18 protein-coding genes are annotated in these 17,996 nt (G+C 74.0%); 9 read left to right on the top strand and 9 right to left on the bottom strand.

What is annotated here, in order from left to right; all coding sequences use genetic code 11:
* Positions 1-13: 13 nt before the first annotated feature.
* Positions 14-1,297, top strand: coding sequence for a thymidine phosphorylase (locus WA788_RS27605; RefSeq protein WP_335981754.1), 1,284 nt, complete (start codon positions 14-16; stop codon positions 1,295-1,297).
* Between the two features lie 38 nt (positions 1,298-1,335).
* Here WA788_RS27605 and WA788_RS27600 read toward each other — a convergent pair whose 3' ends face one another.
* Positions 1,336-1,926, bottom strand: a complete 591-nt coding sequence (locus WA788_RS27600) for a TetR/AcrR family transcriptional regulator (protein WP_335981752.1) — start codon at positions 1,924-1,926, stop codon at positions 1,336-1,338.
* Between the two features lie 94 nt (positions 1,927-2,020).
* Here WA788_RS27600 and WA788_RS27595 point away from each other — a divergent pair, with 94 nt between their 5' ends.
* Positions 2,021-2,761: an SDR family oxidoreductase gene (locus WA788_RS27595; protein ID WP_335981750.1), complete on the top strand. Its 741-nt coding sequence runs from the start codon at positions 2,021-2,023 to the stop codon at positions 2,759-2,761.
* Between the two features lie 9 nt (positions 2,762-2,770).
* Here the strand turns inward: WA788_RS27595 and WA788_RS27590 are convergent, their stop codons facing one another.
* The gene (locus tag WA788_RS27590; protein WP_335981748.1) at positions 2,771-3,160 is read right to left on the bottom strand and encodes a hypothetical protein; all 390 of its coding nucleotides are present in this window, start codon (positions 3,158-3,160) and stop codon (positions 2,771-2,773) included.
* 47 nt (positions 3,161-3,207) lie between these two features.
* Here WA788_RS27590 and WA788_RS27585 point away from each other — a divergent pair, with 47 nt between their 5' ends.
* Positions 3,208-3,924 carry a hypothetical protein gene (locus tag WA788_RS27585; protein WP_335981746.1) on the top strand — a complete coding sequence of 239 codons (717 nt, stop codon included), beginning with the start codon at positions 3,208-3,210 and terminating at the stop codon, positions 3,922-3,924.
* Between the two features lie 124 nt (positions 3,925-4,048).
* On the opposite strand, the gene WA788_RS27580 is transcribed toward WA788_RS27585, so the two are convergent.
* Positions 4,049-4,765 carry a SigE family RNA polymerase sigma factor gene (locus WA788_RS27580; RefSeq protein ID WP_335981826.1) on the bottom strand — a complete coding sequence of 239 codons (717 nt, stop codon included), beginning with the start codon at positions 4,763-4,765 and terminating at the stop codon, positions 4,049-4,051.
* 354 nt (positions 4,766-5,119) lie between these two features.
* On the opposite strand from WA788_RS27580, the gene WA788_RS27575 reads away from it, so the two are divergent.
* The 4 genes from WA788_RS27575 (at position 5,120) to WA788_RS27560 (ending at position 8,685) form a co-directional block, all read left to right on the top strand.
* A complete protein-coding gene (locus WA788_RS27575; RefSeq protein WP_335981745.1) occupies positions 5,120-5,797 on the top strand; it encodes a response regulator transcription factor in 678 nt (225 codons plus the stop codon).
* On the top strand, positions 5,794-7,383 hold the full coding sequence (locus tag WA788_RS27570) for a HAMP domain-containing sensor histidine kinase (protein WP_335981743.1): 1,590 nt from the start codon (positions 5,794-5,796) through the stop codon (positions 7,381-7,383). Before WA788_RS27575 ends, WA788_RS27570 begins: the two co-directional genes overlap by 4 nt.
* On the top strand, positions 7,380-8,027 hold the full coding sequence (locus WA788_RS27565; RefSeq protein ID WP_335981741.1) for a hypothetical protein: 648 nt from the start codon (positions 7,380-7,382) through the stop codon (positions 8,025-8,027). The genes WA788_RS27570 and WA788_RS27565 overlap by 4 nt, the downstream gene beginning before the upstream one ends.
* Positions 8,028-8,184: 157 nt before the next feature.
* Positions 8,185-8,685: a VanZ family protein gene (locus WA788_RS27560; protein WP_335981739.1), complete on the top strand. Its 501-nt coding sequence runs from the start codon at positions 8,185-8,187 to the stop codon at positions 8,683-8,685.
* Between the two features lie 108 nt (positions 8,686-8,793).
* Here the strand turns inward: WA788_RS27560 and WA788_RS27555 are convergent, their stop codons facing one another.
* Positions 8,794-9,105: a hypothetical protein gene (locus WA788_RS27555; protein ID WP_335981737.1), complete on the bottom strand. Its 312-nt coding sequence runs from the start codon at positions 9,103-9,105 to the stop codon at positions 8,794-8,796.
* A gap of 92 nt (positions 9,106-9,197) precedes the next feature.
* Positions 9,198-10,361 (bottom strand): adenosine deaminase, encoded by a 1,164-nt coding sequence (locus WA788_RS27550; protein ID WP_335981735.1) that lies wholly within the window; start codon positions 10,359-10,361, stop codon positions 9,198-9,200.
* A 100-nt stretch (positions 10,362-10,461) separates the two neighbouring features.
* On the opposite strand from WA788_RS27550, the gene WA788_RS27545 reads away from it, so the two are divergent.
* Complete coding sequence (locus WA788_RS27545; protein ID WP_335981733.1) at positions 10,462-11,244, top strand: alpha/beta hydrolase; 783 nt, start codon at positions 10,462-10,464, stop codon at positions 11,242-11,244.
* Between the two features lie 307 nt (positions 11,245-11,551).
* On the opposite strand, the gene WA788_RS27540 is transcribed toward WA788_RS27545, so the two are convergent.
* The 3 genes from WA788_RS27540 to deoC are packed head-to-tail and all read right to left on the bottom strand — an operon-like array spanning position 11,552 to position 14,979.
* Positions 11,552-12,481 carry an aldehyde dehydrogenase family protein gene (locus tag WA788_RS27540; protein WP_335981731.1) on the bottom strand — a complete coding sequence of 310 codons (930 nt, stop codon included), beginning with the start codon at positions 12,479-12,481 and terminating at the stop codon, positions 11,552-11,554.
* On the bottom strand, positions 12,478-13,935 hold the full coding sequence (locus WA788_RS27535) for an aldehyde dehydrogenase family protein (RefSeq protein ID WP_335981730.1): 1,458 nt from the start codon (positions 13,933-13,935) through the stop codon (positions 12,478-12,480). The genes WA788_RS27540 and WA788_RS27535 overlap by 4 nt, the downstream gene beginning before the upstream one ends.
* A gap of 6 nt (positions 13,936-13,941) precedes the next feature.
* The gene (gene deoC, locus WA788_RS27530) at positions 13,942-14,979 is read right to left on the bottom strand and encodes a deoxyribose-phosphate aldolase (protein ID WP_335981824.1); all 1,038 of its coding nucleotides are present in this window, start codon (positions 14,977-14,979) and stop codon (positions 13,942-13,944) included.
* A 462-nt stretch (positions 14,980-15,441) separates the two neighbouring features.
* Here deoC and WA788_RS27525 point away from each other — a divergent pair, with 462 nt between their 5' ends.
* A complete protein-coding gene (locus tag WA788_RS27525) occupies positions 15,442-16,125 on the top strand; it encodes a PH domain-containing protein (protein ID WP_335981728.1) in 684 nt (227 codons plus the stop codon).
* Between the two features lie 94 nt (positions 16,126-16,219).
* Here WA788_RS27525 and WA788_RS27520 read toward each other — a convergent pair whose 3' ends face one another.
* A complete protein-coding gene (locus WA788_RS27520; RefSeq protein WP_335981726.1) occupies positions 16,220-17,902 on the bottom strand; it encodes a phospho-sugar mutase in 1,683 nt (560 codons plus the stop codon).
* Between the last annotated feature and the right edge of the window lie 94 nt (positions 17,903-17,996).

Here is a 17,996-nt window from a genome sequence, read left to right as displayed (position 1 = left end):
GAACCACCGTTTCATGGACGCCATTTCCGTCATCCGTGCCAAGCGCGACCGCGGCCGGCTCGGCGACGAGCAGATCGACTGGGTGATCGACGCCTACACCCGCGGCGAGGTCGCCGACGAGCAGATGTCGGCACTGGCCATGGCGATCCTGCTCAACGGGATGGACCGGGCCGAGATCGCCCGCTGGACCGCCGCGATGATCGCCTCCGGCGAGCGGATGGACTTCTCCGGGCTGGCCCGGCCCACCGCCGACAAGCACTCCACCGGCGGGGTCGGCGACAAGATCACGCTGCCGCTCGCGCCGCTCGTCGCCGCCTGCGGCGCTGCCGTGCCGCAGCTGTCCGGGCGCGGCCTGGGCCACACCGGCGGCACCCTGGACAAGCTGGAGTCCATCCCCGGCTGGCGGGCCTCGCTCGGCAACGACGAGATGCTCGCGGTGCTCGCGGATGTCGGCGCGGTGATCTGCGCGGCCGGGGACGGCCTGGCCCCTGCCGACAAGAAGCTCTACGCGCTGCGGGACGTGACCGGCACGGTCGAGGCGATCCCGCTGATCGCCTCCTCGATCATGTCCAAGAAGATCGCCGAGGGCACCGGGGCGCTCGTCCTGGACGTCAAGGTCGGCTCCGGCGCCTTCATGAAGACCCTCGAGGACGCCCGGGAACTGGCGGCCACCATGGTCGGCCTGGGCACTGACCACGGCGTGCGCACCGTGGCGCTGCTCACCGACATGTCCACCCCGCTCGGGCTGACCGCGGGCAACGCCCTCGAAGTGCGCGAGTCCGTCGAGGTGCTGGCCGGCGGCGGCCCCGCCGACGTGGTCGAGCTGACCCTCGCGCTGGCCCGGGAGATGCTGGACGCCGCCGGGCTGCCCGGTGCCGACCCGGCTAAGGCGCTCGCCGACGGCTCCGCGATGGACGCCTGGCGCCGGATGATCCGGGCGCAGGGCGGCGACCCGGACGCGGCCCTGCCCGTCGCCCGCGAGCAGCACGTCCTGACCGCGCCCGCCTCCGGGGTGCTCACCGCGCTCGACGCCTACGACGTCGGGGTCGCCGCCTGGCGGCTCGGCGCCGGCCGCGCCCGCAAGGAGGACGCCGTCCAGGCGGGGGCCGGCGTGGAACTCCACGCCAAGCCCGGCGACCAGGTCACCGCGGGCGCCCCGCTGCTCACCCTGCACACCGACACCCCCGAGCGGTTCCAGGGCGCCCTGGAGGCGCTCGAGGGCGCGTTCACGATCTCCCCGGCCGGCACCGCCTTCACGCCCGCGCCGGTGGTCCTGGACCGCGTCAGCCCCGCCTGATCCGCCCGCCCGCGCTGCCCCGCCCCGCCGCCGAGGAGTCAGGGGCGGGGCAGCGCGGCGAAGTCCACCGAACCGAGGCCGTCGGCGAGTTCGGCGGCCGCCTCCTCGATCCGGGCGGCCAGTCCGGCGCTGCCCGGATCGTCGGTCCAGCGGTCGAAGGCCGTACGGAAGACGGCGACACCGACCTGGGCGAGCAGCCCCGCCTGCGACGCGGTCGCGCCCCGGTCCTCGAGCGCGTCCACCACCGCCGCGGTCACGGCGGCGAACTTGGTGCGCCCCCGCTCCTGCAACTCAGGGCTGGCCTGGACGACCGCGCGCCGCTGAACGGCGAGCGGCGCCTGGCGGGCCAGTGCGTCCGAGACGCCCAGCAGGCCGGCCAGCAGCGCCGCGAACGGCGACAGCGCCTCGTCGGCCGCCCGCACCGCGCCCGCGAGGGCGGCCGGCAGCCGGTCGTCCTCGGCGAAGAGCACATCGCGCTTGTCCGCGAAGTACCGGGAGAAGGAGCGCCGGGTCAGCCCCGCCCGCTCGGTGATCTGCGTGACGGTGACGTTCTCGTACCCGTGCTGGAGGAACAGCTCCAACGCTGCCTCGCGCAGCCGGTCTTCGGCGTGCGGGTCCCATCGCGGCATACCCGCAGTCTAACAGTGACGACTCACTGGGACATCATCGGTGCTACGCTGACGGCTCACTGAGTCATCATCTTCGAGGCACAGGAGTACCGCCATGTCTGGTGCAGGGACTTTTTCGGGGCAGCGCGTCGTCGTCATCGGCGGCAGTTCGGGGATGGGGCTGGCCACGGCCCGCGCCGCGGCGGCCGCCGGGGCGGCGGTGACGATCGCGTCGAGCAGCCAGGCGCGGATCGACGCGGCGCTCGCGGAACTACCGGACACCTGTGACGGCGCCGCCGTCGACATCCGCGACGAGGCCGCCGTCGCCGACCTCTTCGCCCGCGTCGGCGGGCTCGACCACCTCGTCTACACCGCCGGGGACGCGGTGCGCCCGCAGCCGCTGGCCGACCTGCCGCTCGACGAGGCCCGCAAGCTCCTCGACGTCCGCTTCTGGGGCACGGTCGCCGCGGTCAAGCACGCGGCGCCGCGGATACGGCCGGGCGGCTCCATCGTGCTGACCTCCGGCACGGTCGCGGTCCGCCCGGTGCCCGGCGCGGCGCTCGCGGCCGGTTCCGCGGCCGCCATGGAGGGCCTCACGCGCGGGCTGGCCGCCGAACTCGCCCCGCTGCGCGTCAACGCGGTCCGGGCCGGCGCGGTCCGCACGCCGCTGTGGGACCCGGTCCCCGAGCCGCAGCGCACCGCGCTGTTCGCCTCCCTCGCCGACCGGACGCTCACCGGGGCCATCGGCGAGGCCGACGAGATCGCCGCCGCGCACCTCTACCTGATGGGCAACCGCTTCGTCACGGGAACCGTCCTCACCGTCGACGGCGGTGCCCTCCTCACCGGCGCCCGGTAGCCCCCGGCGTCAGTGCGTCAGGACGCCGGTGAGCGGGCCGACGAGGGGGAGGGTGCCGAGCGAGCCGCCGCTGGTGAGCGGGGCGGTGGCGTCCGTGGTGGAGACGGGTCGGAAGTCGGCGATCTGCGAGCCGACGCCGTTCGTCAGCGGGTCGACCGTGGTGTTGTTCAGCGGGTCGAGCTTCAGGTCGCGGACCGGCGCGATCCCGCTGGCGAGGGCGCCGGTGACGGACTGGGTGGGCACCGCCGAGGTGATCCCCGAGGTGGGCAGCGCGTCGGTGGTGCGCTGGAGGTCGGGCAGCGCAGTGGAGGCGTCCGCGGCGACGGCGCCGGCCGCGGGGGCGGCGACCGCCGCCGCGGCGGTCAGCGTGAGGACGAGGGCGGTGCGCAGCGAGGGCATGGAACGGCTCCTGTCGACGTAACGGCTTGCCGTCGCAGCGTAACGTAATGACCGCGGACGGTAGTTGTCATACCGCGCGGCGTCCCCCGGGCGGGGTTGCGGGAGAATGGTTGTCCGTGAGTCCACCTTCCCGTTCCCGTGTGATCCTGCTCGCCGGGCCGTCCGGCTCGGGCAAGTCCTCGCTCGCCGCCCGCACCGGGCTGCCCGTCCTCGCACTCGACGACTTCTACAAGGAGGACGGCGACCCGACGCTCCCGCTGCTGCCCGGCGGCACCGCCGTCGACTGGGACGCCCCGGACTCCTGGCACGCGGACGCCGCGATCGCCGCGATCAGCGCACTGTGCGAACAGGGCAGCACCGACACCCCGCGGTACGACATCTCCGCCAGCGCCATCAGCGGGTGGAACCGGCTGGACCTCGCCGGGGCGCCCCACTTCGTGGCAGAAGGCATCTTCGCCGCCGAGATCGCCGAGCGCTGCCGCGCGCTCGGGCTGCTCGCCGACGCGATCTGCCTGCGCGGCAGCCCCGCCACCACCGCCCGCCGCCGCTTCGTGCGCGACCTGCGCGAGGGCCGCAAGTCCGTACGCTTCCTGGTCCGGCGCGGCTGGCACCTCTTCCGCGCCGAACGCGCGATCGTCGGGCGCCAGGTCGGGTTCGGCTGCTCGCCCTGCGACCAGCGCGAGGCCCTGGCCCGTATCACCCGGCTCGGCAGCGCAGCACCGGCCGCCACGGTGCCGGTGTCGTCACCGGCCGCCGGCGGGTGAGCCGCCGCCCCGCGCGCGGCCGGTGAACACGCGCGAGGGCCGGACGGCACCCCTCCGTGCCGTCCGGCCCCGCTCCCCCGTACGCCCCCCTTGCCCGTGCGGTACGCCCCCGGAACCCCCGGGCTCAGGCGACCAGCTCGCCGAACGCGTCCTCCTCGTCCCGGCCGAAGCTCAGCGCCTCGTCCTCGCGCATACGGCGCAGCGAGCGCCAGATACTGCTCTTGACGGTGCCGACGCTGATGTTGAGTATGTCGGCGATCTCCGGGTCGGTGCGGCCCTCGTAGTAGCGCAGCACCAGCATCGTGCGCTGCTGCTCGGGCAGGCGGGCCAGCGCCTGCCACAGCACCGCGCGCAGCTCGGTGCCGCCCATCTCGTCGGTGTCGCCGACCGTCTCGGGCAGCTCCTCGGTCGGGTACTCGTTGAGCTTGCGCCGCCGCCAGGCGCTGATGTGCAGGTTGGTCATGGTCCGCCGCAGGTAGCCGCCGACGGCCGCCTTGTCGCTGATCCGGTCCCAGGCGCGGTAGGTGGAGAACAGCGCGCTCTGGAGCAGGTCCTCGGCGGCGAAGCGGTCGCCGGTGAGGTGGTAGGCCGTGGCGTAGAGCGAGGCCCGGCGCTCCTGCACGTAGGCGGTGAACGCGGCCTCCGCGTCGGCGGAGTGCTGCGGGGTGCGCGGCGCCGCGGCCTGCGCGGGCACCCGCTCCGCGGTGGGCTGCTCGGTGCCGACCGGGGCGATGTGCGCCGGGCGCGGGCGGGGGGCGGTGTGGCCGCCGGTGCGGCGGAACCCCGGGCGGGTGTGCGCGCTGTGAACTGCGGTGGTGGTGGTGCTGTGCAGTGCGTTCATCATCGCGCCCCCGTCTGTGGAACCTGCCGCGTGGTCTTCGGCGTCGTAGCTTTGAAGCCGCCGCGTTTCTTCGATGGGGATAACCCTGCCGGGCCAGTTTCATCGGGCTGTCCGGCGAGTGTCACAGCCGCGCAACAGAGCCGTGCGGCTGGCTGGGCGGACCCTCCGGGGTGGGGGGGCTGTCGGCTGAGGGACCACCTGTCGGTGGGGGGTTCTCGCGCAGTTCCTCGCGCCCCTGGGTTGCTTCTGGACTTCCTTGGTTGAGCTGTGGTGGTCGGCGGTGGATGTGGGGGAGATGAAAGGAGGGTGAGACCCCTTCCCGCTCAGGTGCCCGAGTAGGCAACAATGGCGCCCGTGCCTTTCCTGTTGCTGATCGAGGATGACGACGCCATCCGTACGGGTCTTGAACTCGGCCTGTCGCGGCAGGGTCACCGTGTGGTGGCCGCTGCGACGGGAGAGGACGGGCTGAAGCTGCTCAAGGAGCAGCGCCCGGACCTGATCGTGTTGGACGTGATGCTGCCGGGGATCGACGGCTTCGAGGTGTGCCGGCGTATCCGGCGGACCGACCAGCTGCCGATCATCCTGCTGACCGCGCGCAGTGATGACATCGACGTGGTCGTGGGGCTGGAGTCCGGCGCGGACGACTACGTGATCAAGCCGGTGCAGCCGCGGGTGCTCGACGCGCGGATTCGGGCGGTGCTGCGGCGCGGGGAGCGCGACAGCACGGACTCGGCGGCGTTCGGGGCGATCGTGATCGACCGCAGCGCGATGACGGTGACCAAGGACGGCCAGGACCTTCAGCTCACGCCGACCGAGCTGAGGCTGCTGCTGGAGCTGAGCCGCCGGCCGGGGCAGGCGCTGTCGCGGCAGCAGTTGCTGCGGCTGGTGTGGGAGCACGACTACCTGGGCGACTCGCGGCTGGTGGACGCGTGTGTCCAGCGGCTGCGCGCGAAGATCGAGGACGTGCCGTCGTCGCCGACGCTGATCCGTACCGTGCGCGGTGTCGGCTACCGCCTGGACACGCCTCAGTGAAACGTGCTCACGGCAGCCCGTTCTGGCTGCTGCGCTGGACCAGCCTGCGGCTGCGGCTGATCGGGGTGTTCGCGCTGGTGGCGCTCACCGCGGCGGTGTCGGTGTCGGGGATCGCGTACTGGCTCAACCGCGACGCGGTGCTGACCCGGGCGCAGAACAGCGCGCTGGACGACTTCCGCGACTCGCTCCAGCGCAACGCCGCCTCGCTGCCGGTGGAGCCCACCTGCGAGTCGGTGGCCGCGGCGGCGAACCGGATCGGTGGCCCGGACACCTACCAGGTCATCCTGCTCGACATCACGTCGGACCAGCGGTGCGCGGAGCGCTCCGAGGGCAGCACGTTCTCGATGGACGACGTGCCCGCGTCGCTGGTGCGGGCGGTCAACACCAAGCACACGAAGGACGACAACCGCTACCACCTGCACTGGGAGCGGATATCCCTGGCCGGCCACCCCTACCTGGTGGCCGGTGCGCGGATCAACGACGACGGCCCGACCGGCTACATGCTCAAGTCGCTGGACGCCGAGCGCAAGGACCTCAACTCGCTGGCCTGGTCGCTGGGCATCGCCACGCTGCTGGCGCTGATCGGGGCGGCCCTGCTGGCGCAGGCGGCCGGCTCCGCGGTGCTGCGCCCGGTGCGGCGGCTGGGTGAGGCCGCGAAGCGGCTGGGCGAAGGGCAGCTGGACACGCGGCTGAAGGTGTCGGGCACCGACGAACTCGCCGAGATGTCGCTGACCTTCAACAACGCGGCCGAGCAACTGGAGAGCCGGGTCGAGGAGTTGCGGGCCCGGGAGGCGGCCAGCCGCCGCTTCGTGGCCGACATGTCGCACGAACTGCGCACCCCGCTCACCGCGATCACCGCGGTCACCGACGTGCTGGAGGACGAGGCGGACGCGCTGGACCCGATGATCGCCCCGGCGGTACGGCTGGTGGTCAGCGAGACCCGGCGACTGAACGAACTGGTGGAGACGTTGATGGAGGTCACCCGGTTCGACGCCGGGACGGCGAAGCTGCGGGTCGACGAGGTCGACGTGGCCGACATGATCATGGCGTGCATGGACGCGCGGGCCTGGCTGGACTCGGTCGAACTGGACGCGCCGCGCGGCGTGCTGGCGACGATCGACCCGCGCCGCCTGGACGTGATCATGGCGAACCTGATCGGCAACGCCCTCAAGCACGGCGGCTCCCCGGTGCGGGTCACGCTGCGCCGGGAGGGCGGCGCGGACGGCGAGATCGTGATCGTGGTCTCCGACCGCGGGCCGGGCATCCCCGAGGACGTCCTGCCGCACGTCTTCGACCGCTTCTACAAGGCCGACGCCTCCCGCGCCCGCTCCGAGGGCAGCGGCCTCGGCCTGTCCATCGCGATGGAGAACGCGCACATCCACGGCGGCGACATCACGGCCGCCAACAGCCCCGACGGCGGCGCGGTGTTCACCCTGCGGATGCCGGTACGGCCGCGCGCCGAGGAAGGCGACGACGACGCCCAGGGCGGCGGCAGCAACGGCAACGGCGGTAACGGCGGCAACAACGGCAACGGCGGTACGGGACCGGCGGGCGGCGCCGACGGGCCCGCGGGGAGCGCGCGATGACGCTGAGAAACGCTCCCGCGGGCACCCCGCGGTCCGGGGGCCGGCGTGCCCTGCGCGGCTCCACGGCCGCCCTGGCGGCCTCCTGCGCGGCCCTGGCGGCGCTGTCCGGCTGCGGCATCCGCAGCACCACCGTGCCGGTGGACGACGGGCCCGCGCCCTCCCGGGTGGCGTGCGCGCCGCCCGGCGCGTCGGCCACCCCGGGCCAGGACACGATGGTCGACAAGGTCTACCTGGTCTGCAACACCCAGGTCACTCCGGTCAGCCGGTACGTCGACGTGCGCGACGGCCGGCTCGACCGGATCGGCGAGGTCCGCACGCTGCTCGCCCAGCTCCAGATGAGCCCGCGCACCGCCGAGACGAAGGCCGGCTTCTCCACGGCCGTGCCCGGCACCCTCCAGGTCGTCGAGGTCCCCTCGGGCAGCCACAAGGGCGCCCTGCTGCTCAACCTCCGCCCGCAGGACCTGCCGTCCTTCGCGCTCGCGCAGCTGGTCTGCACGCTGACCGCGGACTCGCTGGTCTCACCCGGGCACTCGGTGGTGCTCGGCGGCCCGGAGCAGGACGCCAAGCTCCGCTCCTACACCTGCACGTCGGATCTGCGCAGCCGTTCCGACGCGGCGGACGGCGCGGGCACCGCGGTCGGCTGACCGCCCGCGCCGGAGCGTCCCGGGGCGGGCCCGCGCCGGGCCCGGTGGCGGCGGCAACTGCCCTGCACGCGGCTTGTGATGGGGATCACGCAGGTGGCGGGCGTGTCGCGGTGGCGGACCGGGAACCGGCGCGCGCGACCCGGACGTCATCGACAACGTGCGGCACGACGGCTTCGTCTTCAGGGTGCGCGCGGCCGGGCTGCTGCTCACCGCCGCATATCTCGTGTTGGTCGGGTGGCAGCTCCTGCGGCCGCACGACGTGGCGTGGGTGTCCGCGCCCAACCTCCAGCCGCTGGACACCATCCGCGACGACCTGTCGCTGGGGCCCCTGCAAGCCGCCCGGCGGCTCGGCGCGGGGCTGGGGCTGCTGGCCCCCCTCGGCGTGCTCCTGCCGATGGCCGGCGGCCGGGCGGACAGCTCGGGGCTCGCGTCCTTCGTCCGCACCACCTTCGCCGGCCTGATGGTCTCCCTGCTCGTGGAGTTCGCCCAGACCATGGTGCCCGGGCAGATCTTCGACGTGGACGCCCTCATCCTCAACACGGTGGGCGTCGCCGCCGCGCACCTGCTGATCGTGCCGGCCGCCCGGCGCCGTATCCTCCGCGAGGCCGCGCCGATCCCCCAGACCGCCCACGAACCCCTCCCGGCCAGCATGCCGTAGGGCCGCGCCGGCGCCCCGCCCCGACGCACGACGTTCCCCGCACCCGGCAAGGGGTACGGGGAACGCCGCGGAGTGCGGCCGCCGCCGGCCGCGGGGTCCCTTGCGGGGTCAGCCGCCGATCGGCAGGCCGCCGAGCAGGCCGGTGGCCGAGCCCAGGGAGTTGCCGGAGAGGTGGTTGCCCGACGGCAGCAGGCTGGTGGCCGAGCCCGTCGGCAGCGCGGACGTGCCGTTGCTGAGCGCGGTCTGCGCGCCGGTCACCGTGGAGGCGGCACCCGGCAGCAGGTTGGCGGCCGAGCCGACCGGCGCGAGGGCGTCGCTCGACTGCGCCAGCCCGGCCGCGGACGCGGTGCCCGCAGCAGCGGCGGTGACGGCCAGCCCGAGGACGGCGGTCGTGAGGGTCTTCTTGGTGAGGGTCTGCATGAGCACAGAACGTAGTGACGCGGGCGCGCCGTGTGCAACCGGCGTGGCGCGGCTCCGCGCCCGTCGCGCGCCGCGCCGCGCCGGCGCCGGGTTCAGCCCTGCTCGGCGGCGGAACCGCTGGCCACGGAGGGTGCGGCGGCGCCCGCCGCGAAGAGCCACTCGGCCTTCAGAGCCGCGTAACCGGGCTTGATCACCTCGTTGATCATGGCGAGTCGTTCATCAAAAGGGATGAACGCCGACTTCATCGCATTGACGGTGAACCACTGCATGTCGTCCAGCGTGTAGCCGAACGCCTCGACGAGGTGGCCGAACTCCTCGCTCATGCTGGTGCCGGACATCAGCCGGTTGTCGGTGTTGACGGTGACCCGGAAGTGCAGCCGCCGCAGCAGCCCGATGGGGTGCTCGCGGTAGGAGGTGGCGGCGCCGGTCTGGAGGTTGGAGGTGGGGCACATCTCCAGGGGCACCCGCTTGTCGCGGACGTAGGAGGCGAGCCGGCCCAGGTGCACCCCGTCGCCGTCGACGGTGATGTCGTCGATGATCCGCACACCGTGGCCGAGCCGGTCGGCGCCGCACCACTGGAGGGCCTGCCAGATCGACGGCAGGCCGAACGCCTCCCCGGCGTGGATGGTGAAGTGGTTGTTCTCGCGCTTGAGGTAGTCGAACGCGTCCAGGTGCCGGGTGGGCGGGAAGCCCGCCTCGGCGCCGGCGATGTCGAAGCCGACGACGCCCAGGTCCCGGTAGCGGTTGGCGAGTTCGGCGATCTCCTGGGAGCGGGCGGCGTGCCGCATCGCGGTGAGCAGCGCGCCCACCCTGATCCGGTGGCCCGCCTCGCGCGCCCGCCGCTCGCCGTCGCGGAAGCCCTCGTTGACCGCCTCGACGACCTCCTCCAGCGACAGCCCGCCCTCCAGGTGCTGCTCGGGGGCGTAGCGCACCTCGGCGTAGACCACGCCGTCGGCCGCCAGGTCCTGCGCGCACTCGGCGGCGACCCGCACCAGCGCGTCGCGGGTCTGCATCACCGCGCAGGTGTGGGAGAAGGTCTCCAGGTACCGTTCGAGGGAACCGGAGTCGGCCGCCTCGCGGAACCACAGGCCGAGCTTGTCCGGGTCGGTCTCGGGCAGCCCTTCGTATCCGGTCGCCCGGGCGATGTCCACGATCGTGCCGGGGCGCAGGCCGCCGTCGAGGTGGTCGTGGAGCAGGACTTTCGGGGCGCGGCGGATCTGCTCCCCCGAGGGGAGGGTGGGCGTGGCGTTCTCCATCCTCGAACGATAGCCCCTACGCGCGTAGATATCGCCTTCCAGGCAACTATTTTCCGCCTGGCCATCGAACGCACACCCTCCTGTCTGCCATCGTTGCGCCATGGCTTCGCAAGCATTACCGGCGCGTGGCGCACGACTCGGGCGGCAGGTGGCACCCGGGCGCACACCACGGCAGCAGGGGCAGCACACCGAGGTGCCGACCGTGCGCGCGGTGGTGCTCGCGCTGCCCGGCGGCAACGCGCTGAGCACCCGGCGGCGTTCGCCGATGGCCGCGGCCGCGATGTGGCCGCTGACCCGGCACCTGGTGCGGGTCGGTGCGGCCGACGGGGTGGCCGCGCACGTCGTGCACTACCGCTTCCGCGGGTGGAACGGCGCGCACGCGCACCCCGCGGAGGACGCGGAGTGGGCGGTCGGCGAGGTCGTACGCCGCTACGGCGACGTGCCCGTCTGCCTGCTCGGGACCGACATGGGCGCGCGGGCGGCGCTGCACGCCGCAGGGCACCCCGCCGTGCGCTCCGCCGTCGCGCTCGCGCCCTGGCTGCCGGAGGGCGACGAGCCCGAGCCGGTGAAGCAGCTCAACGGGCGGCACGTGCTGATCGTGCACGGCACCGACGACAGCACGACCGACCCCGAGCTGTCGTACGAGCTCGCCGAGCGGGCGAAGAAGGGGAACCGGGAGGTCTGCCGGTTCGAGGTGCACTCCGACGGGCACGGGCTGCACCACCACCGCCACGAGGTGGCCGCGCTCGCCGCGGACTTCGTCCTCGGCACCCTCCTCGAACGCCCCTTCTCCCGCCCCGTCGCCGACGCCCTCGCGGCCCCGCCACCCCTCGGCCTGCGGATGCCCCTGGCCGCCGGCTTCGGCCGCACCCTCTCCCGCTGACCGGACACGGAGGACCTGGCCCTGACGAGCATGGCGCAGACGGAGCAGGACGCCACCGTTGTCGACTTCTCCGCCCGGCTGCTGGCCGGCCTGGTGCGGAGCGGGAACATCGCCGCACTGCGGCAGGTGCTGCCCGAAGCGCTGCCGTGGAGCACGTTACCTCGGGCCGGTGCCCGTTCCGGAGAACGGCGCATGACACGCGGACCGCATGGATCACCTACGCCGGTACCGGTCACCCCAAGGCGACCGACTGAACGTCGCCGCGGGGTGACCGGGGGGTGGTCCGGCGGGGAACCGGGGCCCGGGGTCAGACGCCGGTGGGGTGCCAGACGGTTTTGGTCTCGAGCCAGGCGGTGAGGCGGGAGGTGCCCGGGGAGGCGGTCCAGGTCTCGGCGGGGGAGGGGCGGCGGACGCGCTTGAGGTTGTCGGCGGCGGCGGCCTCGAGTTCGGCGGCGAGTTCGGGAGCCGCGCCGGTGAGGTCGATCGCGTTGACGTCCTGGTGCGCAGCGAGCGGCGCCGCGAGCTCGGCGGTGCGGCCGGAGAGGATGTTGACCACGCCGCCGGGGACGTCGGAGGTCGCCAGCACCTCGCCGAGGGAGAGGGCGGGCAGGGGCGCGCGCTCGGCGGCGACCACCACCGCGGTGTTGCCGGTGGCGATCACCGGGGCGAGGACGGAGACCAGCCCGAGCAGGGACGAGTCCTGCGGCGCGAGGACGGCCACCACGCCGGTCGGCTCCGGCGTGGACAGGTTGAAGTAAGGACCGGCAACCGGGTTGGCGCCCCCTACCACCTGAGCGACCTTGTCCGTCCAGCCGGCATACCAGACCCAGCGGTCCACCGCCGCGTCCACCACCGCGCCGGCCTTCGCCCGGGACAGCCCCTCCGCCTCGCCGACCTCGCGGACGTACTGCTCGCGCCGGCCCTCCAGCATCTCCGCGACGCGGTACAGCACCTGCCCGCGGTTGTACGCCGTCGCGCCCGACCAGCCCGCGAACGCCTTGCGCGCGGCCACCACCGCGTCCCGCGCGTCCTTGCGCGAGGCGAGCGGCGCGTTCGCCAGCCACGCCCCGCCGCCCCCGCCCTTGCCGCGGCCGCGACCACTGCCGCCGCCCTTGGACTCCGTCACCTCGTACACCCGGCCGCTCTCGGAACGGGGGAACTTCCCCCCGACGTACAGCTTGTAGGTCTTCAGGACGCTCAGCCGCGCCGCACCCTCAGTACGCTCGGACTCCGTCATCGGTCCAGCTCCCCTTCCTCGGCGAGGTACGCCGCCAGGCCGTGCCGGCCGCCCTCCCGGCCGTAGCCGGACTCCTTGTAACCGCCGAACGGCGAGGTGGGGTCGAACTTGTTGAACGTGTTCGCCCACACCACCCCCGCCCGCAGCCGGTCCGCCATCGCCAGGATGCGCGAACCCTTCTCCGTCCAGATCCCCGCGGACAGCCCGTACGGCGTGTTGTTCGCCTTCTCCACCGCCTCCGCCGGGGTGCGGAAGGTCAGCACCGACAGCACCGGGCCGAAGATCTCCTCCCGCGCGATCCGGTGCGCCTGCGTCACCCCGGTGAACAACGTCGGCGCGAACCAGTAGCCGGACGTGGGCAGTTCGCACGCCGGCGCCCACCGCTCGGCGCCCTCCGCCTCGCCCGCTGCGGCCAGCTCGGTGATCCGGGCCAGCTGCTCGGCGGAGTTGATCGCGCCGATGTCGGTGTTCTTGTCCAGCGGGTCGCCCACCCGCAAGGTGCCCATCCGCCGCTTCAGCGCGTCCAGCACCTCCTCCTGCACCGACTCCTGGACCAGCAGCCGCGACCCGGCGCAGCACACATGGCCCTGGTTGAAGAAGATCCCGTTGACGATGCCCTCGACGGCCTGGTCGACCGGCGCGTCGTCGAAGACGATGTTCGCCGCCTTGCCGCCCAGCTCCAGCGTCACCTTCTTGCGGCTGCCCGCCACCGTGCGGGCGATCGCCTTGCCGACCTCCGTCGACCCGGTGAACGCGACCTTGTCCACGCCCTCGTGCGCGACCAGCGCCGCGCCCGCGTCGCCGTAGCCGGTGAGGATGTTGACCACCCCGCGCGGCAGGCCCGCCTGGCGGCACACGTCCGCGAAGAACAGCGCGCTCAGCGGAGTGGTCTCGGCCGGCTTGAGCACCACCGTGTTGCCCGCGGCCAGCGCCGGCGCGACCTTCCACGCCAGCATCAGCAGCGGGAAGTTCCACGGGATGACCTGCCCGGCCACGCCCAGCGGCCGCGGGGCGGGCCCGCAGCCGGCGTACTCCAGCTTGTCCGCCCAGCCCGCGTAGTAGAAGAAGTGCGCCGCCACCAGCGGCAGGTCCACGTCCCGGGTCTCGCGGATCGGCTTGCCGTTGTCCAGCGTCTCCAGCACCGCCAGCTCCCGGGCCCGCTCCTGGAGGATGCGGGCGATCCGGAAGAGGTACTTGCCGCGCTCGGCGCCCGGCAGCGCCGACCACTTCCCGAACGCCTTGCGCGCCGCCCGCACCGCGCGGTCGACGTCCGCCTCACCGGCCCGCGCGACCTCCGCGAGCACCTCCTCGGTGGCGGGGGAGACGGTCTTGAAGACCCGGCCGTCGGCGGCCTCGGTGAACTCGCCGTCCACGAACAAGCCGTACGAGGGCGCGAGTTCCACGACCGCGCGGGACTCCGGCGCGGGCGCGTACGCGAACTTCTGGTCTGCCATGAGGGATCAGTCCACCGTGACGTAGTCGGGACCGGAGTACCGGCCGGTGCTGAGCTTCTGCCGCTGCATCAGCAGGTCGTTGAGGAGGCTGGAGGCGCCGAAGCGGAACCACTGCGGCGACAGCCAGTCGTCGCCCAGGGTCTCGTTCACCATCACCAGGTACTTCACCGCGTCCTTCGCGGTACGGATGCCGCCGGCCGGCTTCACCCCGATCTGCACGCCGGTCGCGCGGCGGAAGTCGCGGACCGCCTCCAGCATCACCAGGGTGTTCGCCGGGGTGGCGTTCACCCAGACCTTGCCGGTCGAGGTCTTGATGAAGTCCGCGCCCGCCAGCATCGCCAGCCACGAGCAGCGGCGGATGTTGTCGTACGTCGACAGCTCGCCGTTCTCGAAGATCACCTTCAGGTGGGCGCGGGTGCCGTCGGGGCGGACACAGGCCGCCCGCACCTCCCGGATCTCCTCGAAGACGTCCAGGTAGCGGCCGGACAGGAACGCGCCGCGGTCGATCACCATGTCGATCTCGTCCGCGCCCGCCGCGACCGCCTCCGCGGTGTCCGCGAGCTTCACGCGGCGCGCGGCCCGGCCGGAGGGGAACGCGGTCGCCACCGCGGCGACGTGCACCTGCTCGCCGCCCGCCGCCGCCAGCGCCTCTTTCGCGGTCGCGACCATGTCCCCGTAGACGCAGATCGCCGCGACGCGCGGGGCCGTACGGTCGGTGGGGTCCGGGCGGACGCCCTTCGCGCACAGGGCGCGGACCTTGCCGGCCGTGTCCGCGCCTTCCAACGTGGTCAGGTCGATCATCGAGATCGCCAGGTCGATCGCGTACGCCTTCGCGGTCGTCTTGATCGAGCGCGTACCCAGGGCTGCCGCCCGCGCCTCCAGGCCGACGGCGTCCACGCCGGGCAGTCCGTGCAGGTAGCTGCGCAGGGCCTGGGCGGAAGAGGCGACGTCCGCGAGGCCGGGCACGCCGGGGACGCCGGGGGTGCCGGGCACGCCGACGGCGTCGGCGACGTCGGGAGGGGGCGGGGGAACTTCGGAGGACATGGTCACCACATCACCATATCTACGCGCGTAACAGGTCGGCCAGTCCCCCCGGGGTGCGCGCTTCCCCCCGTCCCGGGACCACCCCCCGGCGTCCGGCTGACCGCGCCGTTCCCCGCGCCCCTCGGGCTCTCGCCGTTGTGATTGCGGCGCGCGCCCGGCGGCGGGCCGGTGACCTGTTGCGCGCGCCGTTCCCCGCGCCCCTTTGCGGCGCGAGCTTCTTTCGCGGGAGGAGCCGAGCATTACCAGGGGCGCGGGGAACTGCGCGACCAGCCCGTGGCGACCGCAAGGCCCCGGCACTCACAGGACGGGGCAGCCCGGAGGGCCCACCCACCGGGAGGTGGTCCCGGAACCACAGGACGGGGCAGCCGGGAGGGTCAGGGCCACCCACCCACCGCAAGGTCCCGCAGCCCCGCGGACGGGGCAGACCGGGGGGTCCGGCGCGCCGTGAGGCAGAATCGGGGGATGACGAGCTCGAAGAAGGACCGCTCGGGTCCGGCCGCGGCCGGGGACGGGCAGCCGAAGTACGCCGACCGCGCCTACCGCTCGGTCGCGGGGGTCGTGGGCGGTGTGCTGCTGCTCGTCCTGGTGGGGTGGATCGGGGGCGACGCGGTCGCCCGCGGCACCGGCCACACCCCGTGGCTCGCGCTCGCCGCGATGCTCTGCGCGGTCCCCCTGATCGTGGCGTTCACCCTGCGTCCGGTGGTCTACGCCAACGACGACCGCATCCGGGTGCGCAACCCCTTCCGTACGATCACGGTGCCGTGGCCCGGCGTGGAGAGCATCCGCTCCGGCTACTCGACGGAGATGCTGGCCGGCGGCCGCAAGTTCCAGCTGTGGGCGATCCCGGTGTCGGTGCGGGCCCGCAAGAGCGCGGCCAAGCAGACCGAGCGGGCCCAGTCCGGGGGCGGCCGCCGCGACCCGTTCGGCCCGATCCCGCGCCGCCGCCCGGGGCAGCCGGACGCCGACGGCACCGTACGGGCGCCGTCCGACCGCGCGGTGTACGAACTGCGCGAACTGGCCGACCGCCACGAGGCGCGGCCGGGCGAGGAGGAGCAGGCGCACCCGGTGATCCGCTGGTGCTACGAGGTCATCGCGCCATCGGTGGCCGGCGCGATCGTGCTGGCGGTGCTGGCGGCCACCGCCTGAGACAGCCGCCTGAACGGGACCGGTACCTCCCGTTCGCCCGTACGCCGCGGCGCCGTGCGCGAAGAAGGCGCACGGCGCCGCGGCGTACGCCGGTTCAGATGCCCGCCGCGGCCGCCAGGTCGCGCTTGAGGGCGGTGAGCAGGCCGGCCGCGGCGGCGCGGGCCGCGGGCAGGGCCGCGGCGGCGGCGACCGGCACCACCACCTCCAGGTAGCACTTGAGCTTCGGCTCGGTGCCGCTGGGCCGGACCACCACCCGGGCACCGTCCACCCCGGGCCCGGCCAGGCGGTAGCGCAGGCCGTCGGTGGGCGGCAGTTCCGCCGACCCGGCGGCCAGGTCGTCGACGCCGGTGACGTCCAGCCCCGCGAGGGCGGCCGGGGGGTGCGCCCGCAGGCGCTCCATGGCCGCGCCGATCAGTGACAGGTCCGCGACGCGCGCGGAGAGCTGGTCGGTGGCGTGCAGCCCGTGCTCGAGGGCGAGTTCGTCGAGCAGGTCGCCGAGCGTACGGGCCTCCCGCTTCAGGTCGGCGGCGAGTTCGGCGACCATCAGCGCCGCGGTGATCCCGTCCTTGTCGCGCACCCCCGCCGGGTCGACGCAGTAGCCGAGCGCCTCCTCGTAGCCGTAGCGCAGGCCCGGCACGCGGGAGATCCACTTGAAACCGGTGAGGGTGTCGGCGTAGCCGAGGCCGGCGCGGGCGGCGATCTTCGACAGCAGCGACGAGGAGACGATGCTCGCCGCGAAGGTGTCCCGGCCCGGTACGGCCACCTCGCGCCGCACCAGGTGGACCGCGAGCAGCGCACCCAGCTCGTCGCCGCGCAGCATCCGCCAGCCGCCGGGCGCGGCCGGGTCCGGTACGGCCGCCGCGCAGCGGTCCGCGTCCGGGTCGTTGGCGATCACCAGGTCCGGGCCGTGCGCGCGGGCGGCCTCGAACGCGAGGTCCATCGCACCGGGTTCCTCGGGGTTGGGGAACGCCACCGTCGGGAAGTCCGGGTCGGGCTCCGCCTGCCGCGGCACCACCGCGGGCGCGGGGAAGCCGGCCCGGTCGAACGCGGCGCGCAGCGTCTCCAGGCCGACCCCGTGCATCGGCGTGTACACGGTGGACACCTCGCGCGGGCCGCCCGGCGCGACGACCCCCACCGCGCGCTCCAGGTACGCCGCCACGACCTCCTCGCCCAGCACGGTCCAGCCGTCCTCGGGGGCCGGCACCGTCTTCAACGGGCCCACCGCCGCGATCCGCGCGGCGATCTCCGCGTCCGCGGGCGGCACGATCTGCGAGCCGTCGCCGAGGTACACCTTGTAGCCGTTGTCCTGCGGCGGGTTGTGGCTCGCGGTGACCATCACGCCCGCGGCGGCGCCGAGATGGCGGATCGCGAACGCCAGGACCGGGGTCGGCAGCGGGCGCGGCAGCACCGCAGCGGGCAGGCCCGCACCCGTCAGCACCGCCGCGGTGTCCCGGGCGAAGCGCTCCGACCTGTGCCGTGCGTCGTACCCGATCACGACCAGGCCGCCGCCCGGGTGGTCCGGGAACGCGTCCTTCACGTACGCGGCCAGGCCGGCCGCGGCGCGCATCACCACCACCCGGTTCATCCGCATCGGGCCCGCGCCCATCGCCCCGCGCAGCCCGGCGGTACCGAACTCCAGGGTCCCCCGGAAACGGTCCGCCACATCCGCCCGGGCCTCCTCGTCGCCCTCCGCCGCGGCCCCTACCAGAGCCTCCAGCTCAGCGCGGGTTTCGGGGTCGGGGTCCTCAGCGATCCACTGCGTGGGCTCCAGCCGCACCGTCGGTTCACCTTCTTCCGGTCTCGCCTGCCCTCAAACGCCGGGCGGGCTCGGGGTTTGTGCGGGTTGTGCCGTGTGCCTGCCCTCAATCGCC

The sequence above is a fragment of the Streptomyces sp. CA2R106 genome, assembly GCF_037034245.1.
Lineage (GTDB): Bacteria > Actinomycetota > Actinomycetes > Streptomycetales > Streptomycetaceae > Actinacidiphila.
The sequence above is the reverse complement of the archived record's forward strand: the minus strand, read 5'-3'. Positions and strand labels throughout refer to the sequence as shown.